Below are 16219 nucleotides of genomic sequence, written 5' to 3' on the forward strand. Positions count from 1 at the left end.
GCTCGGGTCCCAAGCGGCTCCTTGTTTCCTGGGTACCCCTGGGTTGCTCGACTCGACGCGGGCGTGCCAGCATGGACGACCGCTCGATGTCCGCTCCGCCTCCCAGTGCTCGAGACACCCGCCCCATCGGCACCCCCTCGGAGCCTTCCGGGACGGGCGCGGCGTACCTGCTGGTGTTGGAGGGCGAGTCGTCGTGGCGCTTCCCGCTGCCGGCCGAGGGCGTGGTGCTGGTGGGCCGCGACGACAAGGCGGACCTGAAGCTGAAGGACGAGAGCGTGTCGCGCCGTCACGCGCGCATCCTGGTGACGGACGAGGGCGCGCGGGTGGTGGACCTGGGCAGCCAGAATGGGACGTCCATCAACGGCCGCCAGCTCGAGGATGCGCGGCCGCTGTTGTCGGGAGATGTGCTCTCCTTCGGCGCGGTGGTGGCGGTGGTGCGGGCGAAGCGCCGGCCCATGCCCGCGCGCAGGGCGCTCGACGCGGACCGGTTGATGGGGCAGCTGCGCGAGGAGGTGGAACGCGCGCTGCGCTATGGCCGGCCGCTCACGGTGCTGACGCTCGCGCTGGCCGAGCAGGGCGCTTCCGAGCGCGAGGCGGTGGAGGCGGTGCTGGGCTCGGACGCGGGGCCCGCGGAGGCGGCGGGCTGGCTGGACGGTGAGCACCTGCTGTGGCTGTTGCCCGAGGTGTCGGGAGATCCAGGCGAGGAGGGGATGGGGGAGCGCGTGGAGGCGCTCTTGAGTGCGTGCCCTCGCGCGCGGTTGGGCTCCGCCACGTGTCCGTCGGATGGCTGTGACGCGGAGACGCTGGTGGCCGCGGCGCGCACGGCGGCGCGGACGGCGGCGCCGGGGGGCTTCGCCTCGGCGGCGGAGGACATCACCCGGGTGTCGTTGGGCGAGCGCACGGTGCTGGTGGCGGACCCGGCGATGGCGCAGCTCTACGCGCTTTTGCGCAGGCTGGCCGCGAGCGAGCTGCCGGTGCTGGTGTGCGGAGAGACGGGCGCGGGCAAGGAGAACGCCGCGTTCGCGGTGCATCACTGGTCTCGTCGCGCCTCCGGTCCGTTCGTGCCCGTCAACTGCGCGGCCCTTCCCGAAGGCCTGGTGGAGAGCGAGCTGTTCGGCCACGAGCGCGGCGCGTTCACGGGTGCCACCACGTCGCGCGCGGGGTTGCTGGAGAGCGCGCAGGGCGGCACGGTGTTCCTGGATGAAGTGGGCGAGCTGCCCGCGTCCGCGCAGGCCAAGCTGCTGCGCGCGCTGGAGGTGCGTCGCATCACCCGCGTGGGAGATACGCGGGAGCGGCCCATCGACATCCGCGTGGTGGCCGCCACGCATCGGGATTTGGAGGCGGAAGTCGCGGCGGGGCGCTTCCGGCAGGACCTGTACTTCCGGCTGGGCGCGGCCACGGTGCTGCTGCCTCCTTTGCGGGAGCGGCCTCGCGAGGTGCCCATGCTCGCGCGTGACTTCCTGGAGCGGGCCTGTGTGGCGCTGGGGCGTGGGGAGTTGGAGCTGGCGTCGGGCACGTTGCATGCGCTGTCGCGGCACACCTGGCCGGGCAACGTGCGCGAGCTTCGCAACCTGATGGACTACGTGGCGGCGGCGGTGACGGGCGACGTGGTGGAGCCGCACCACCTGCCGGCGCGCATGTCGAGCGGGCGGACGGTAGCGCAGGCGGAGGTGGTGGAGCCGGAACCGGAGCATGCGCTGGCTCCGGCGCATCGGCCCCGGCTGCCGCTGGCGCAGGAGATTCGGGAGCTGGAGCGACGCAGGATGCAGGAGGCGCTGGAGGCGGCGGAGGGCGTGCAGACGCGCGCGGCGGCGCTCATCGGAATGCCCATCCGGACCTTCTCGTTCAAGCTGAAGCAACTGGGACTGCAACCTCGCTCCGCGCGCCGAGGCACCTCGCCGGAATGAGCGCGCCACCCGGGCTGCTGGAGCCCCCCCGCGAGTTCGAGGAGTACCAGGTGCTGCGCCCCCTGGGGCGTGGCGCCATGGGACAGGTCTTTCTCGCGCGGGACACCTTGTTGGACCGGCTGGTGGCGGTGAAGTTCATCGCGACGCCCGCGGGGCGACTGCCGGACGCGGTGGCACGCGCGCGGTTCTTCCAGGAGGCGCGGGCGATTGCCCGGCTCCAGCATCCCAACGTGGTGGCCATCCACCGCGTGGGTGAGGTGCGCGGCCAGCCGTATCTCGTGTCGGAGCTCATCCGAGGCGAGCCGCTGGACACGCTGCGGCGTCCGATGGACGGGCGGCAGGTGCTGGTGCTGGGGATTGGACTCGCGCGCGGGCTCGCGGCGGCGCACCGCTGCGGGGTCCTGCACCGCGACATCAAGCCCGCCAACGCCATCCTCTCCGAAGAAGGTGAGGTGAAGCTGCTCGACTTCGGGCTCGCGGAGTCGTGGACGGGCGAGGACGGTCCTCGCGCGCTGGTGTGGACGGGGGGCGCGAGCACAGCGGGTCTTCGAGACGCGCGTGACGAGGGACGAGAGGCGCCGCTCGACACGGGACGGAGAGAGGCACCGCGCGCGACGCGCGACACGGGACAACGAGAGGCACCTCGCGAGACGCTCGACACGGGACGGGGAGCTGGCCGGGAGGATGCGCGTGGGGGCACGGAGCCCGATGTGGAAACGCGCCTGGTGTCACATGTTGGCGGGGGCACCACGCCGAAGGCACAGGTGCAAACGCGTCCCATGACGCCACCTGGCGACGCCACCCCGCTCAACGCGCTGGTGCAGACCTGGCCCATGACGCCTCCTGGCGACGCCACCTCGCCAACGTCCCGGGTGGAGACGCGTCCCATGGCGCCTCTTGGCGAGAACGCCGCGCCAGGACAGCCAGCGGAGATGCGTCCCATGGCGCCTCCTCGCGAGAACGTCGCACCAGGACAGCCAGCGAAGACCCGTCCAGTGGCGCCTCTTGGCGAGAACGTCGCGCATGGGCAGCCCGCGGAGACGCGTCCAGTAGGGCCTCCCGTCGAGGACATCGCGCCAGGGCAACCAGCGGAGACGCGCCCGCGACTCGCCGCTCCGTCAGCGCCGCATGCACGAGATGCTCTCGCGAACGAGCATCCATCAAGCACGTCGCAAGACTCGGCTCCCTCGGCGCACGGAGAACGAAGCGGAGCACCACGGCCGACGACGGACCATCGCGAGGTCGCGAGCCCTCGCGACGACTCGTCTCCCGGTGGGCCCTGGGACGGAGTGCCCCCCGCGCACCGAGGACCCTCGCCCCTCCCGCTCACCGTGCCCGGCACGCCGCTCTATCTCGCACCCGAACTCTGGCGCGGTGAGCAGGCCAGCCGAGCCAGCGACATCTACGCGATGGGTGTGCTCCTCCACGAGCTGTGCACTGGCACCGCGCCCCACGAAGACGTGCCCCTGTCCGACCTCGGGCGCGCAGTGCTGGAGCAGCGCCCTCGCCTGCTCGTGGAGCAGGACCTTGACCTTCCTCCCGGACTGGCCGCCGTGGTGGACCGCTGCCTCGCCCTGGCCCCCGAGCAACGCTTCGAATCCGGAGACGCGCTGCGCGAGGCCCTGGAAGCCCTGGCCCACTCCGCTCACACCTCTCCCCTGCCCTCCGGCAATCCCTACCGGGGACTTCGCACCTTCGAGGCCGAGCACCGGGGCGTCTTCTTCGGCCGCAAGACGGAGCTGGGTGAGGTCCTGGACCGGCTGCGCGGCGAGCGCTTCGTCCTGCTCGCGGGAGACTCGGGCGTCGGCAAGTCGTCGCTGTGTCGCGCAGGAGTGCTGCCCGCCATCGCCAGCGCCGGACGTGGCGACGACAACCCCGCGTGGACCATCGTCTCGTGGACTCCCGGAAGGCACCCACTGGAGGCGCTGGCCGAAGCCCTGGCGCCCGTGCTCGAGGAAGGCCCCGATGCGCTCCTCTCGCAAGTGGCCACCGAGGAACCCGGAGCCCTCGCCCGAGCCCTGCGCCGTCGCCCCTCGGGCGCCCCACCGGTGCTCCTCTTCATCGACCAACTCGAGGAACTCGTCACCTTCTCCGAGCCCACCCAGGCCACGCGGCTCGCCGAGGAGCTGGCCCTGGCGCTGCACCGGGTTCCGCGCATCCGCGTGCTGGCCACCGCGCGCAGTGACTGCCTCACCCGCCTGGTCGCCTTGCCGGGCCTGGGAGACGAGCTTCCCCGCGCGCTGTACCTCGTACGAGCCCTGTCCGAGCGAGGACTGCGCGAGGCCGTGGAAGGTCCCGCCCGCGCACTCGGCGTTCGCTTCGAGTCCCCCGCGTTGGTCGACACACTCGTGACTTCCGCCGCGCGAGCCGACGGCGGACTTCCGCTGTTGCAGTTCGCGCTGGAAGCACTGTGGGAGGCACGCGACGTCGCGCGAGGCACCATTCCCGCCGAGGCGCTGGCGTCACTCGGCGGCGTGGAGGGCGCGCTGGCCCGTCATGCGGACGCGGTGGTGGAGAAGCTCCGACCGGAACAGCGTCCCCGCGCACGGGAGCTGCTGCTGGAGCTGGTCACTCCCGAGGGCACGCGACTGCGCCGCACTCGCGAGGAGTTGCTGCGAGGGCCCGACGATGACAACGGCCGCGCGGTGCTGGATGGCCTCGTGCGCGGTCGCCTGCTCACGGCGGGCGAGGCCGAGAGCGGCGAGGGTGTCTACACGCTCGCGCACGAAAGCCTGCTCACGGGCTGGGACACGCTGCGCGGCTGGCTGGGTCAGGATGAGCAGCGCCGCGCCATACGGCACCGCCTCGCTCGCGCCGCCACCGAATGGGCACGACTGGGCCAACCTTCCGAGCTGCTCTACGCGGAGCGACAGCTCACCGAGGCGCGCGCCGCCGGAGTGCTTCCCGAGGGAGCAGGCCAGGAGGACTTCCTCGCCCGCTCGCACCAGACGGCCCGTCGTCGCCGGGCCGCACGCTGGACGGTGGCCATCGCGGCGCCGCTCGCGCTACTGGCGGTGGTGGCGGTGACTCGCGTGCAGTCGCGCGCGCAACTGGAAGCCCGCATCGCGCAGCACCTCGACGAAGCACGAAGACACCACGACGATGCCCGCGAGAAGGACGCGACGGCGCGGCGACTGCGCCAGGAGTCCCTCGCCCTCTTCGACACGCCGGGCCCCGAGCGGCGCGAAGCCGCCGAGACGCTGTGGGCGCGCGTCCGAGACGAGGAGCAGGCAGTCGAAACCCTCTCGCTGCGAGCCCAGGCCGCGCTGGAGACGGCCTGGGGCCTGGACCCGGGGAGCCCTCGGGTGAACGAGCCCCTCGCGGACCTGCTCGCGGAGCGCGCGGAGCGTGCCGACCGACAGCGACAGCCTGAGCTGCGCACCCAACTGCTCACGCGCCTCGCCGCCTACGACACATCGGGCCTGCGACAACAGAAGCTGGTGGCACCCGCGCGCGTCTCCATCAGCACCTCGCCTCCGGGCGCACGGGTGCGACTGCTGAAAGCCACCCCCGACATCTCTCCAACGAGCGACACGGCGCGGCCCTCGGACTCACCTGCGCCACCGGCATCCTCCGGACAAGACCTGGGACAGACGCCGTTGCGTGAGCTGGAGCTTCCCGCGGGCTCTCATCTGATTCTGGTGGAGGCACCGGGTCGCTTCCCCGTGCGAGCCCCCATCCTGGTGCGCCCGGGCGAAACCCTCTCCCTGGACCTCGCGCTGCCCGAAGCCTCCGCCGTCCCCGAGGGCTTCGTGTACGTGCCCCCCGGCCGCTTCCTCCAGGGCGCATCCGAGAGCGAATTCCTGCGCCGGGCCTTCTTCTTCTCGCCCCCGCTGCACGAGCTGGAGACCGGCGCCTATCTCATCGCCCGGCACGAGGTGACGTTCGGCCAGTACATCACCTTCCTGGAGACCCTCTCGCCCGAGGAGCGCACCGCGCGCATGCCGGGCTCGCGGCGGCGCCTCACGGTGGTGGACCTGGCCCAGGAGCCGGACGGACGGTGGCGCCTCAACCTGCGGCCGGCCTCCGCCAGCTACAGCGTGCTCGACGGAGAGCGCCTGCGCTACGGCAAGCGAGACCGACGTCTCGAACAGGACTGGCTGCGCTTCCCCGTGTCGGCCATCTCCTTCGTGGACGCGGAGGCCTACGTGGCCTGGCTGGACCACACCGGCCAGGTCCCCGGAGCGCGCATCTGCACGGAGCACGAGTGGGAACGCGCCGCCCGGGGCGCCGACGGACGACGCTACCCGGGGGGCGACTGGCTGTCCCCGGACGACGCCAACCACGACGTGACGTACGGCCGAGAGCCCGGAGGCTTCGGACCCGACGAGGTCGGCAGCCACCCGCGCTCGCGCAGCCCCTTCGGCGTGGACGACCTCGCGGGCAATGTCTGGGAGTGGACCCGCTCCAGCGTGGACCCCACCAAGCCGTCCGCGCAGGGCGGCAGTTGGTACCAGAGCGACCTCACCGCGCACTCCGCCAACCGGGACCGAGTGGAGCCCACACAGCGCGAGGCCCTCATCGGCCTGCGCGTCTGCGCCACGCCGCGCCCCTGAAACGGCAACCCTCGCCGGACCCCGGCAAGTCTTGCCGGCCAGAACCGCCACTTCACCCCACTCCCCGAGGCCCCGCCCACCCTCCCCCCAAGGTGTGCGCGGACGTGTCCGTGGCATACGACATGCTCTAGGGACCTGGGTCTGCCTTGAACGAAACCGAGGTCCCTCACATGAGCGCCATCTCGCGACTGTTATTACCCAGTTTCTGTCTCTGTCTCCTCGCCGCATGCGGGCCGCTGGCCCCCGAGGACGCGACGCCTCCCCTGGAGTCCCAGGCCTTCTCCGCTGGAAACGACGACTCCCATTCCCAGGGCACGCAGCTCCACGGTTCGCACATCCCGTCCGCCGCCTACACGGGAGCGTCCGTGCTGCACGACGGCGTCCGCCGCGCGGCGACGCTGCGCATCTACAAGGGTGAGCTGGTCGCCCGAATCAACCTGTCGGTGACGGGCGCCACGCCCAGCCTGGTCCCGTGCCTCCTGCGTGGAACAGGCGCCGACCGAACCTGTGGCTTCAGCGTCGAGGGCCAGGGCACCTGCTCGCCGAACACGCTGGTCACCGTCTCCAGCGGCGAATGCTCGGGAGCACCGGGGAGCTGCACGGGCCGCCCCATCCTGCGCGTCTGCTCGGGGGAGAGCCCCTGCGAGTTCGAGCGCACGGGCTACCTGGGCTCGGGCGTGGGGACGGCGGGGCCCGACCTTCAGTGCAGCACGTCCAGTTGCCCCGCCGTGAAGTTCACCTGCCCCAAGAGCGGCATCTTCACCGTGCTGACGGGCCCCTATACGACGACGCAGAGCGCGAGCGTGACGCTGCGCTCCACCGCCGGCCGCTTCCCGGTGACGGTGAAGGACCTGAGGGGTGAGCAGCTCATCGGCGCGCGGATGCTGAGCTCGTCGCCGTCCGGCTACGGCACCGTCCTGGAAGTCAAGGACGCGACCAACGCGGCCAACGTCACCATCCCCGAGTCACCCGGCATCTGGGACGTCAGCGGCGACACCTTCCTCTATCGCTTGCAGATAAGGCCCACCAGCGGGTCGCCCATCGACCTGTGCCAGACAGGCGCGGACCCCGCCGTGGGCTGGGCGTGGACGCTCCCCCTGGAGGGCCTCTTCTCGAAGGCGGGTGAGCGCGAGGAGAGCACCAACGCCTTCACGCTCGCGTGCGACCCGGGCGTGCTCGCCAAGTGCTACCGCTGGGGCTACAAGCCGTGGCTGGATGGCGCGAACCCCGGCGTGGTGACGAAGACCCACTGGGCCTGCACCCGGATGGCTCGCGCCGACTACTGCGGGAGCGGCGCGTCCTTCACCCAGGATGGCACCCTCATCCAGCCGTGGGACGCGCTGACGCCGAACATCATCGCCCCGCCCACGGAGGGCTCGGGCCCGTCGGGCATGCAGTTCGAAGCGGGATGGGACACGGGCGGCCCGGCGTGTCTGAGCCACTGGCGCTGGAAGCACCTGCAAGCCGGCTGCGTGACGCTCCAGCCGCCCATCGAGGACTCCAACGGCCACGTCATCAACGACTGCAGGGACCCGCACAACGTCGCGGGCGCGTACAAGTGCTCACCCATCTGCGACAACGCCGAGGAGGCGAAGCAGCTCTTCAAGAGCCTCGTCTTCAACAAATCCCTGGCCAACGAGCAGCTCGCCAATCCCCAACCCTGAGCTAGCCTCCCGGGCCGCGAGGAGGACGCGGCATGATGACGGGAGCCATCTGGCTGACAGCGCTGCTGTCACTGGGGAGCGCGGAGATGAAGTGGGTGACCCAGGACAGCCACACCACCGTGCGCCTGCGAGGCGTCAGCGCCGTCGACGGACGCGTGGCCTGGGCCAGCGGAGACAAGGGGACCTTCGTCCGGACGACGGACGGAGGTCAGACGTGGAAGGCGGGCACCGTGCCCGGCGCGGAGACGCTCGACTTCCGGGACGTGGATGCCTTCAGCGACACCACCGCGTATCTGCTCTCCATCGGCGAGGGTGACAAGTCCCGCATCTACAAGACGGTGGACGGCGGCGAGCACTGGACGCTCCAGTTCACCAACCCGACGCCGGGCGCGTTCTTCGACGGCATGGCGTTCTGGGACGAGAAGCATGGCCTCGCTTTCAGCGACCCGGTGGAGGGCCGCTTCCTCGTGGTCGCGACCTCGGACGGCGGAGCCACCTGGACGCCCCTGCCCGCCCAGGCGTTTCCTCCAGCGCTCCCCGGCGAGGCGGGCTTCGCGGCCAGCGGCACCAGCATCGCCGTGCGAGCACCGAAGCAGGCGTGGTTCGGCCTGGGGGGCGCGGCGGCGCGCGTGCTCCGCACGTCGGACGGAGGCAAGTCGTGGAGTGTCGCGACCACGCCCCTGGCCACGGGAGAGGGCGGCGGCGTGTTCTCGCTCGTCTTCTGGAGCGAGCGCGACGGCATCGCGGTGGGCGGCAACCACAAGCTCCCCACGGACGCCACGGGCAACCTGGCCCTCACGCGAGACGGCGGCAAGACGTGGAGCGTGCCCGGGGGAGCGAGGCCCGCGGGCTACCGCTCCTGCGTCGCGCAGGTCCACGGCGCGCCAGGGCCCACGCTCGTCACCGTCGGGCCCTCTGGCTCGGAGATGTCCGCGGATGGCGCGCGGAGCTGGCAGTCGCTGGGGTCCACGGGCTTCCATGCCGTGTCCGCGTCGCTCACCGGCAAGCGCGTGTGGGCCGTCGGAGACGCGGGAATCATCGCGATGCTCCAGCGCGTGCGGGCGCCGCTGCCTACTCCTTCAGCACCTTCACCCAGTCGTCCTCGTCGCTGAACAGGCGCGCGCCCAGTCGGACGACGGTGTCCGAGTGGGCCACTGCAGCCGCGCCGCCCACCCAGACGGGCACGCCGTCCGGCAGCGCCCGGATGAGCTGGGAGAGCGTGTCGCGGAACACCTCCACGCCGTGATTGGTGATGGCGGACAGCCCCACCAGCTCCGGCTTCAGCGACGCCACCGCCCGCCCCAAATCCAGCGCGGGTACCCTCTGTCCCAGCAGCGTCACCCGGAAGCCCGCGTGGCGCAGGCGCAGCGCCACGCCCAAGAGCCCCAGCTCGTGCTCCTCATCCGGGAAGCACGCCAGCACCGCGTGGCGTCGCCCGCTGTCCGGCGCTCCGTGCAGCAGGCTCACCAGCCGGGCGCGCACCACCTGCGTCACCAGGTGCTCCTGCGCCACGGACAGCTCGCCCGTGTGCCAGCGCTCGCCCACCTCGCGCTGGAGCGGCGCCAGCACGCCCTCGAACGCCTTGAGCGGGGGCAGCGCGGACAGCACCTCGTCCACCACCGCCGACACGCCGCCCTGGTCATACGCCTCCGCGGCGAGCAGCGCGGCGTCGCGCCAGAACTCCAGGCCCGTGCTGGAGCCCTGGACGTCTTCGGTGGCGGTGGGCGCGGCGTCCAGCTCCTCGAGCAGTTGAGGCAGCAGCTTCGCCGCCTCGCTGATGGCCACGCCCTCGTCCGTCAGCTTCTTCAGCCGCTTGAGCAGCGCGACGTCCCGCTCGGTGTAGACGCGGTAGCCCGCGGGCGTGCGCAAGGGCTGGAGCACGCCATACCGCCGCTCCCAGGCCCGGATGAGCTCCACCCGAACCCCTGACAGCTCCGCGGCGACGTGGATTCGGTAGGTGCGCTCGGCCATGGGCGATACGGGTCAGGGGCGACTATGCGCGGTTCGCACCTGGCTCCAGAGGGCAATCAGCTCCTGCGAGGACTCCGCGTACTGCGCACCCAGTGTGAAGGTGGTTTTCAGGTGCTCGCGCGCGCCGGGCCCTCCTACCACGACCGGAGAGGGGGCGCAGGCTCGCAGCGCATCCGACAACAGCGTTGCGAATTCGTCCGTTTCGCGCCGCTGCACGAAGGACAGCGCCACCATGTCCGGGTGGAGCTGCTCGCACGCGGCACGCAGCGCGTCAGCCGGGGTATCCGCCCCCAGCATCGTCACCCGCCACCCCTTGCGCTTGAGCTGCACCCCCAGGCCCAGCAGGCCCCCTTCATGGAAGTCCCCCGCCGGGCACGCCAGCAGCGCGCGGGGCCCGTTCGCCGTGCTCTCCAGGCTCGACAGCACCTGCCGCAGCCGCTGGCGGACGTACCCGGACGCCAGGTGCTCGCGGGCGACATCCAGCCGCGCGCTCATCTCCCGCAGGAGCGGCATCAGGAAGCCGTCGCAGTAGGTGTCCACGTCCATCGCCTCCTGCGCCTCGTCCAGCACGCGCGAGACCTCGTCCCCGTCCAGCAGTATGACGGCGGCCCAGAAGCGCTCCTGGTGCCGCTCCGCGCGGGGCATCGTCTTCACGGGGGAGGCGACCACCTGGGCAATGGCCTCGCTCACCGCCAGGCCGTCCAGTTCGATGAGGCGCGCCACGCGACGGATGGCCTCCACTTCCTCGCGCGAATACACGCGGTAGTTGTTGCCCTCCGAGCGCATCGGACGCGGGAAGCCGTAGCGCCGCTCCCATGCGCGCAGCGTCGCCTCTCGGATGCCCGTCAGCCGGGCGATGGTGCGGATGCGCAACATCATGGCCCCACTCCCCGGGCCGCATCCCACTTCTCCGCCACGCCCCGCGCGCCCGACACCTTGCGCGTGAAGCCCTCCAGCGTCGTCACCGCCGCCAGCTTTCGCACCACCGACTCCAGGCCCTGCTGGAAGACGGCCAGCGAGCCGGGCGGATGCGGCGTGCCCACCTCCAGCAGCACGTCCGGGCGCTCGTGTTCGAAGAAGGCGTAGCGCACGCCAATGGGCACGCACTCCACCTTGGCCACGCGCGCCAGCAGCTCCACGCCGCGCTCCAGTCGCAGCGGCAGCTCGCCGAAGGGACGGTGCTCGCCTTCGGGAAAGACATACAGCGCCGCGCGCGGACGCTTCAGGAGGTCCTTCGCGTAGCGCAGCGACTCCACCGACGACACCGCGTCCTTGCGGCGGATGCTGAACGCGCCGATGCGCGCCAGGAAGGGGTAGCGGCGCAGGTTCTCTTCGTCCATCAGGCAGTAGGCGTCCCACCCCGCCACCCGGGAGAGCTGGTGCAGCATGAAGCCGTCCCACCAGTTGGCGTGGTTCAGGTACACCAGCCTCCCAGGGCCGGCGGCGGGCAGCTCACCGCGCACCCACAGGCCCCGGAACGCCGAGCGGAACTTCCACCCGATGTACGCGTCCAGCGCCCACCCGAAGGGGCCTCCCTTGGCGGCGGGAATCACGACGCCCCGGCCTCCTTCTTCGTCAAGAGCTCCACCAGCCCCGTGAAGAGGGCCAGGCCCAACGACACGAGCACGCTGGTCAGCAGGAAGAACAGCACTTCCTCCAGGGGAACGAGCCCCACGTAGATGCCCAGGTGCAGGCCCTCGCCGAAGTTCCAGATGCCCGTGGAGATGGCCAGGTGGTCCGCCACCGCTAGATAGATGCCGATGATGAACGCGGGCGGCAGCACCGCGCGCAGCACCGCGCCGGAGCGTTCCTTGTAGTGGCGCACCAGCACCACCGTCTGGAACACGATGAGCGGCAGCGTCCAGCCAACCAGATGGATGAGGTAGGCCCAGCGCGAATCCATCATGAGGACACCTCGCTCGGGGACAGGGCTCGCTCGGAGGAAACCGTGGACTCCGCAGCCGACGCCGGTGTCGTCACGGGCCGAGCCAGCGCGCGGGCGAGCCGGGCCCGGGCCCACAGTCCCACCAGCAGCGTCTGGAGGCCGAAGAACAGGTACTCCTCCAGTGGCAGGTAGCCCAGCTTGATGCCCCAGATGCGGGTCTCATCGAAGCCCCACAGGCCCCACTTCACCGCCAGGTTGTCCCAGGGTGACGTCGCCGCGTAGACGACCACGAGCAGCAGGCCCATGGGCGCCAGGCTTCGGGCCGTGAAGGTGCGGCGGTAGCGCCACAGCAGAAAGAAGATGGGCAGTACGACGAACAGCCCGAGGAAACGCGCGTAGGTCATCCAGGTCCTCCCGTCAGCTCCGGCGACACCCGGACCATGCGGCCTCCCGGCAGCAGCGCGTACGTGCGCCCCCGCCAGGTCACCATCCCCTGGCGACCCAGGGAGATGACGAAGGCCGTCAGCAACAACATCTCACCCAGGAGCCAGTCCGTCAGCGCATGTCCCAGGCTCGCGTCGCGAACACCCGCCGCGCGAGGCGCGCCGAGCACCGCGAGTCGGAGCGCCAGCAGCGAGCGCACACCCACGAGCGACACCACCGCGAGCGACAGCACGGGCGAGCCCAGAAGCGCCGCCAGCAACACCAGTGGCACGGTGGGAGTGAACAGCAGCGGCACCGTGGGGTACAGCGCGGGGCGGTGACTGGCCAGCACGCGCATCCAGCGGGTGAAGCGGGACAGTGGGACTTCCCAAGCGCCGATGTCGCCCAGGGGAACCACCGCGGGCGCGTCGCTCAGCGCGACGTCCAGACCGCGGGCATGCAGGCGCTTCGACAGCTCCAGGTCCTCGCCGATGTGGTCGGCCAGGGACTTGAGCGATTCCATGGCTTCGGGGGAGAGGCCCAGGGCCTTGCCACACACGGCCTTCGCGCCCGCGCTCATCGCGTGCAGCGCGAGGAAGCTGTGGTGCGTGTAGCGCAGCAATCCGGCCATGGCGCGGCCGGCTCCGTCACGCACGTCCACGGGTGTGGGGGCGGCCGTGCTCAGCGCGGCACCTCGGACCAGAGGAGCCACGAGTCCCTCCACCAGCGCGCCGGTCACCGCGACATCGGCGTCGACGGAGAGGACCACGCGGCCCTCGGTGGGGAGCGTCTCCAAAGCATAGAGAAGATGGCCCACCTTGCGGTTGGGGGTGAGCGGGTCGCTCGGCAGCCAGCGCACGCCGGGCGCGAGCCGAGGCCGATAGGGAGACACGACCACCTGCTCCAGCGCGCCTGCGTACTCGATGGGCAGCGCCAGGTTCTCCAGCTCTCGAGGCGTAGGCGCATCGACCGGGCGCAGGAGCAGCACCGAAGGAGTGGTGCGCGGGGACTCGACAGGCACGTCCTGGCTCCGAAGCGCGAGCGCCTCTTCAGGATGAAGGGGACTCTTCGCTGATTGAGGGCGCAGGTCCTCGGTGGGCGGCTCCTCATCCCGAGGTGCGAGCACATCCTCTGAATGCAGGTGACTCCGCGCGGGCTGAGCACGCAGGACCGCTGCGGACTGCTCCGTGCTCCGAAGCGAGGACGTCTCCATCGAACCGCGGAGCCCCTGCGCTGGCCGTGCCCCCATGAACGAGCCGCCTCTGCGCACGCGCAGCAGGCGCGCAAGCGCGACGCCACTGAAGCCCGTCGCGAGCACGGCCCAGCCCAGACACAGGAGGACGGGCGCGTTCATGCCGCCGTCCCCAGCCGCGTCCGGAAGTGCGCCATCCAGCGGATGAAGGGCGAGTGGAAGCGGCGGAAGTCCGCCACCTCACCCATGCAGTCCAGTGCGCCCTTGCGAGCCTCCAGCCGCGCATAGAACGGCGAGGACTCCAGAAGCCGTGCCTCACCCACTTCCACATTGCCCGTCTGCAAACGCGTGGGCACGCGCAGGCCCCAGCCCGTGATGACAGTGGGACGCGTCTGCGGCCCCGGCCCCCGCTCACAACGCACGCTCTGCTCGCACGCCGTCATCCGCAGCGGCGCCACACCATCCGGCAGGTGGTAGTCCACCACCGTCGTCGCATCCCCGCGATGCGTGCGCGCCCAGTGCCAGCCCGCGAGCCGCTCGCCCAGCAACTCCTCACCGTGGTTCGTGTCGTGGTAGCCCAACCCCTCCGCCTTCACGCCGAGCGACGACACTTCCAGTCGCGCACGCGCTCGAGGCGCCAGGGCCTGCCAGTAGTGCGGAAGCTCCGGCATCAACCGCACCACCTCGCCCACCGGCGTCAGCGGCTCCAGGGTGAGGCGCGCACTCACGGGCCGACCCCAGGGCGCCGTCCAGTCCTCCACGTCCATGCGCACCGTTCCGCCCTCTCCATACGTCAGCGTCGAGCGTCCAATCCGCAACCGCCCCGCCGACTCCACCTCCGCGCGAGAGTACTCGCTCAACACCCACAGGCGGCGCACACCCTCGTGGTACAGCGCGAAGTTCACCGCGCTGTGCTCCATGGGCCGGCCGCCCCGTCGCGCCGCCACCGAATAACGCGGGGAGAACAGCGAGCCCAGCATGAAGATACACACCGCGCTGTAGGGCCCCGCCGTCACGTCCGCGTAGAACCAGCGATAGGCCCCCGCCTCGATGGGCAGCGCGGGAATGTCTCGCAAGGTGTTCATTCGCCCCTCCGCAGGTGCACGGAGGCCATCTCCGCGGCGAAACGGCCGGACAGCATCACCAGGGGCACGCCCCCACCCGGGTGCGTCCCTCCTCCCGCGAAGAACAGGCCCGGCGTGTTGCCCCGGATGCGCGGACGACGAAACGGCCCCAGCTTGCCGTGCGGCAGGAAGCCGTAGATGGACCCACCCGGTGCCCCCTGCGCGGCCAGGTCCACCGGCGAGCGCTGGCCGATGACTCGCACGCGACCCTTCAGCTCCGGGAAGTGCGCGACGAGCTTCTCGAACATCTGCGCCTTCACCTGCTCGGCCTGAAGCTCCCAGGCACGCGTCGCCACGTCCGCCTCCGCGGCATCCACGGGCAAAGGCGGCGCGTTCACCATGACGAACAGACCCGTGCGTCCCGGAGGCGCCATGGTGGCATCCGTGGCGGACGGGTTGCAGAAGTACACCGTCGGGTCCGACGCGAGCTGCCCGCTGAACAGTTCGTCGAACTCGCGCCGGTAGTCCCTCCCGAAGAGCACCGCGTGGTGGGGCAGCGCGGGACGCCCCTCCACCTCCAGCAACAACACGAAGCCGGAGAGCGCCAACGGCTCCTCTCCACGACTCAGGGACTCCATCGGGTCCGCGTTCACCACCACGCTGTCGAAGCACGCGGCGTCCTCACCAGGTCCCACGCGGTAGCCATCGCGCGTGTGCGCGAAGCGGGCGCGCGTCTGGAGATGCACCGTGACGCCGAGCCTGCGCACCGCCTGTCCCAACGCGTTCACCAGCGCGCCCACGCCGCCCCGCGCATGGTGGACGCCGTACGCGCGCTCAATGTGCGGAATCAGCGCGAAGGCCGCGCTCGCCTCGTAGGGAGACGCGCCCGCGTAGGTGGCGAAGCGGCCCACGTACTGCTGGAGGTGCTCGGTGCGCAGGTGCTTCACCGCCAGCCCGTGCAGGGACGACAACTGCATGCCCGCCATCACCGCGCCAATCCCCCGGCGAGCCACGCGCCCCATGAACCCGGCCATGCCCTCGAAGGGCGCCTCCAGGTACGGCTCACCCGCCGCGCCCCAGATGGCGGCGGCCTCCGCGTAGAAGCCGCGGATGCCCCTGCGCTCCACCGGCTTCACGTCGGCGGCGCTGTCCGCGGTGCGGTCCATGTCCTTGTACGCGGTGAAGGCGCACCCATCCCCGAAGCGGTAGGAGCACTGCGGCTCCAGCTCGGTGAGGGGCGGCATCAGGTCGAGCGCGCCCAGTTGCTCGAACGTCCCACGCACCAGGTCCGGCAACGTCAGCAACGTCGGGCCCGTGTCCAGCGTCACGCCATCCACGGTGACGGCCTGCGCCTTGCCACCCAGTGAGGCCCCGCCCTCGAAGAGCGTCACCGCGTGGCCTTCCTTCGCCAGCAGACCCGCGGCGGTGAGGCCCCCAATTCCTCCGCCGACCACCGCGACACGCGTCGTGCTCATGGCCCCCGCCTTCGCCACGCCACCTCGGTGTCCTGGAGGACACTCGCGCTCCTCCATCGACCCCCGCGCTCAAGCGACCTCG

Annotated in this window: 12 protein-coding genes; 4 read left to right on the forward strand and 8 right to left on the reverse strand. The window is 71.3% G+C overall.

From position 1 onward, the window contains the following. The first annotated feature begins 71 nt into the window (after positions 1–71). The 4 genes from HUA76_RS01860 to HUA76_RS01875 all read left to right on the forward strand — a co-directional run bounded on the left by HUA76_RS01860 (position 72) and on the right by HUA76_RS01875 (position 9239). A complete protein-coding gene (locus HUA76_RS01860; RefSeq protein WP_254613962.1) occupies positions 72–1907 on the forward strand; it encodes a sigma 54-interacting transcriptional regulator in 1836 nt (611 codons plus the stop codon). Next, positions 1904–6463, forward strand: coding sequence for an SUMF1/EgtB/PvdO family nonheme iron enzyme (locus HUA76_RS01865; RefSeq protein ID WP_174459821.1), 4560 nt, complete (start codon positions 1904–1906; stop codon positions 6461–6463). Before HUA76_RS01860 ends, HUA76_RS01865 begins: the two co-directional genes overlap by 4 nt. A 170-nt stretch (positions 6464–6633) precedes the next feature. Beyond that, positions 6634–8127 carry an ADYC domain-containing protein gene (locus HUA76_RS01870; RefSeq protein ID WP_174459822.1) on the forward strand — a complete coding sequence of 498 codons (1494 nt, stop codon included), beginning with the start codon at positions 6634–6636 and terminating at the stop codon, positions 8125–8127. 32 nt (positions 8128–8159) lie between these two features. After that, positions 8160–9239, forward strand: coding sequence for an oxidoreductase (locus HUA76_RS01875; protein WP_174459823.1), 1080 nt, complete (start codon positions 8160–8162; stop codon positions 9237–9239). On the opposite strand, the gene HUA76_RS01880 is transcribed toward HUA76_RS01875, so the two are convergent. The 8 genes from HUA76_RS01880 to HUA76_RS01915 are packed head-to-tail and all read right to left on the reverse strand — an operon-like array spanning position 9199 to position 16137. Further along, complete coding sequence (locus HUA76_RS01880) at positions 9199–10098, reverse strand: MerR family transcriptional regulator (RefSeq protein ID WP_174459824.1); 900 nt, start codon at positions 10096–10098, stop codon at positions 9199–9201. The two genes, HUA76_RS01875 and HUA76_RS01880, sit on opposite strands and share 41 nt — an antisense overlap. Positions 10099–10110: 12 nt before the next feature. Continuing rightward, positions 10111–10977, reverse strand: a complete 867-nt coding sequence (locus HUA76_RS01885) for a MerR family transcriptional regulator (protein ID WP_174459825.1) — start codon at positions 10975–10977, stop codon at positions 10111–10113. Continuing rightward, positions 10974–11651 (reverse strand): lysophospholipid acyltransferase family protein, encoded by a 678-nt coding sequence (locus tag HUA76_RS01890; RefSeq protein WP_174454433.1) that lies wholly within the window; start codon positions 11649–11651, stop codon positions 10974–10976. Before HUA76_RS01890 ends, HUA76_RS01885 begins: the two co-directional genes overlap by 4 nt. Then, on the reverse strand, positions 11648–12004 hold the full coding sequence (locus tag HUA76_RS01895) for a lycopene cyclase domain-containing protein (protein WP_141647698.1): 357 nt from the start codon (positions 12002–12004) through the stop codon (positions 11648–11650). Before HUA76_RS01895 ends, HUA76_RS01890 begins: the two co-directional genes overlap by 4 nt. Further along, positions 12001–12387 (reverse strand): lycopene cyclase domain-containing protein, encoded by a 387-nt coding sequence (locus tag HUA76_RS01900; RefSeq protein ID WP_141647699.1) that lies wholly within the window; start codon positions 12385–12387, stop codon positions 12001–12003. Before HUA76_RS01900 ends, HUA76_RS01895 begins: the two co-directional genes overlap by 4 nt. Then, positions 12384–13760, reverse strand: coding sequence for a glycosyltransferase (locus HUA76_RS01905; RefSeq protein WP_254613963.1), 1377 nt, complete (start codon positions 13758–13760; stop codon positions 12384–12386). Before HUA76_RS01905 ends, HUA76_RS01900 begins: the two co-directional genes overlap by 4 nt. Continuing rightward, positions 13757–14683 carry a carotenoid 1,2-hydratase gene (locus HUA76_RS01910; RefSeq protein WP_174459826.1) on the reverse strand — a complete coding sequence of 309 codons (927 nt, stop codon included), beginning with the start codon at positions 14681–14683 and terminating at the stop codon, positions 13757–13759. Before HUA76_RS01910 ends, HUA76_RS01905 begins: the two co-directional genes overlap by 4 nt. After that, positions 14680–16137, reverse strand: coding sequence for an NAD(P)/FAD-dependent oxidoreductase (locus HUA76_RS01915; RefSeq protein ID WP_174459827.1), 1458 nt, complete (start codon positions 16135–16137; stop codon positions 14680–14682). The genes HUA76_RS01910 and HUA76_RS01915 overlap by 4 nt, the downstream gene beginning before the upstream one ends. Between the last annotated feature and the right edge of the window lie 82 nt (positions 16138–16219).

Source organism: Myxococcus sp. CA056, from assembly GCF_013336715.1.
GTDB lineage: Bacteria > Myxococcota > Myxococcia > Myxococcales > Myxococcaceae > Myxococcus > Myxococcus llanfairpwllgwyngyllgogerychwyrndrobwllllantysiliogogogochensis.

Bases quoted from the DNA above. Each gene is read 5' to 3' on its own strand.
- HUA76_RS01875 (WP_174459823.1), top strand. From the start codon at position 8,160: ATGATGACGGGAGCCATCTGGCTGACAGCGCTGCTGTCACTGGGGAGC.
- HUA76_RS01880 (WP_174459824.1), bottom strand. From the start codon at position 10,098: ATGGCCGAGCGCACCTACCGAATCCACGTCGCCGCGGAGCTGTCAGGG.
- HUA76_RS01870 (WP_174459822.1), top strand. From the start codon at position 6,634: ATGAGCGCCATCTCGCGACTGTTATTACCCAGTTTCTGTCTCTGTCTC.
- HUA76_RS01910 (WP_174459826.1), bottom strand. From the start codon at position 14,683: ATGAACACCTTGCGAGACATTCCCGCGCTGCCCATCGAGGCGGGGGCC.
- HUA76_RS01900 (WP_141647699.1), bottom strand. From the start codon at position 12,387: ATGACCTACGCGCGTTTCCTCGGGCTGTTCGTCGTACTGCCCATCTTC.
- HUA76_RS01895 (WP_141647698.1), bottom strand. From the start codon at position 12,004: ATGATGGATTCGCGCTGGGCCTACCTCATCCATCTGGTTGGCTGGACG.
- HUA76_RS01860 (WP_254613962.1), top strand. From the start codon at position 72: ATGGACGACCGCTCGATGTCCGCTCCGCCTCCCAGTGCTCGAGACACC.
- HUA76_RS01885 (WP_174459825.1), bottom strand. From the start codon at position 10,977: ATGATGTTGCGCATCCGCACCATCGCCCGGCTGACGGGCATCCGAGAG.
- HUA76_RS01865 (WP_174459821.1), top strand. From the start codon at position 1,904: ATGAGCGCGCCACCCGGGCTGCTGGAGCCCCCCCGCGAGTTCGAGGAG.
- HUA76_RS01915 (WP_174459827.1), bottom strand. From the start codon at position 16,137: ATGAGCACGACGCGTGTCGCGGTGGTCGGCGGAGGAATTGGGGGCCTC.
- HUA76_RS01905 (WP_254613963.1), bottom strand. From the start codon at position 13,760: ATGAACGCGCCCGTCCTCCTGTGTCTGGGCTGGGCCGTGCTCGCGACG.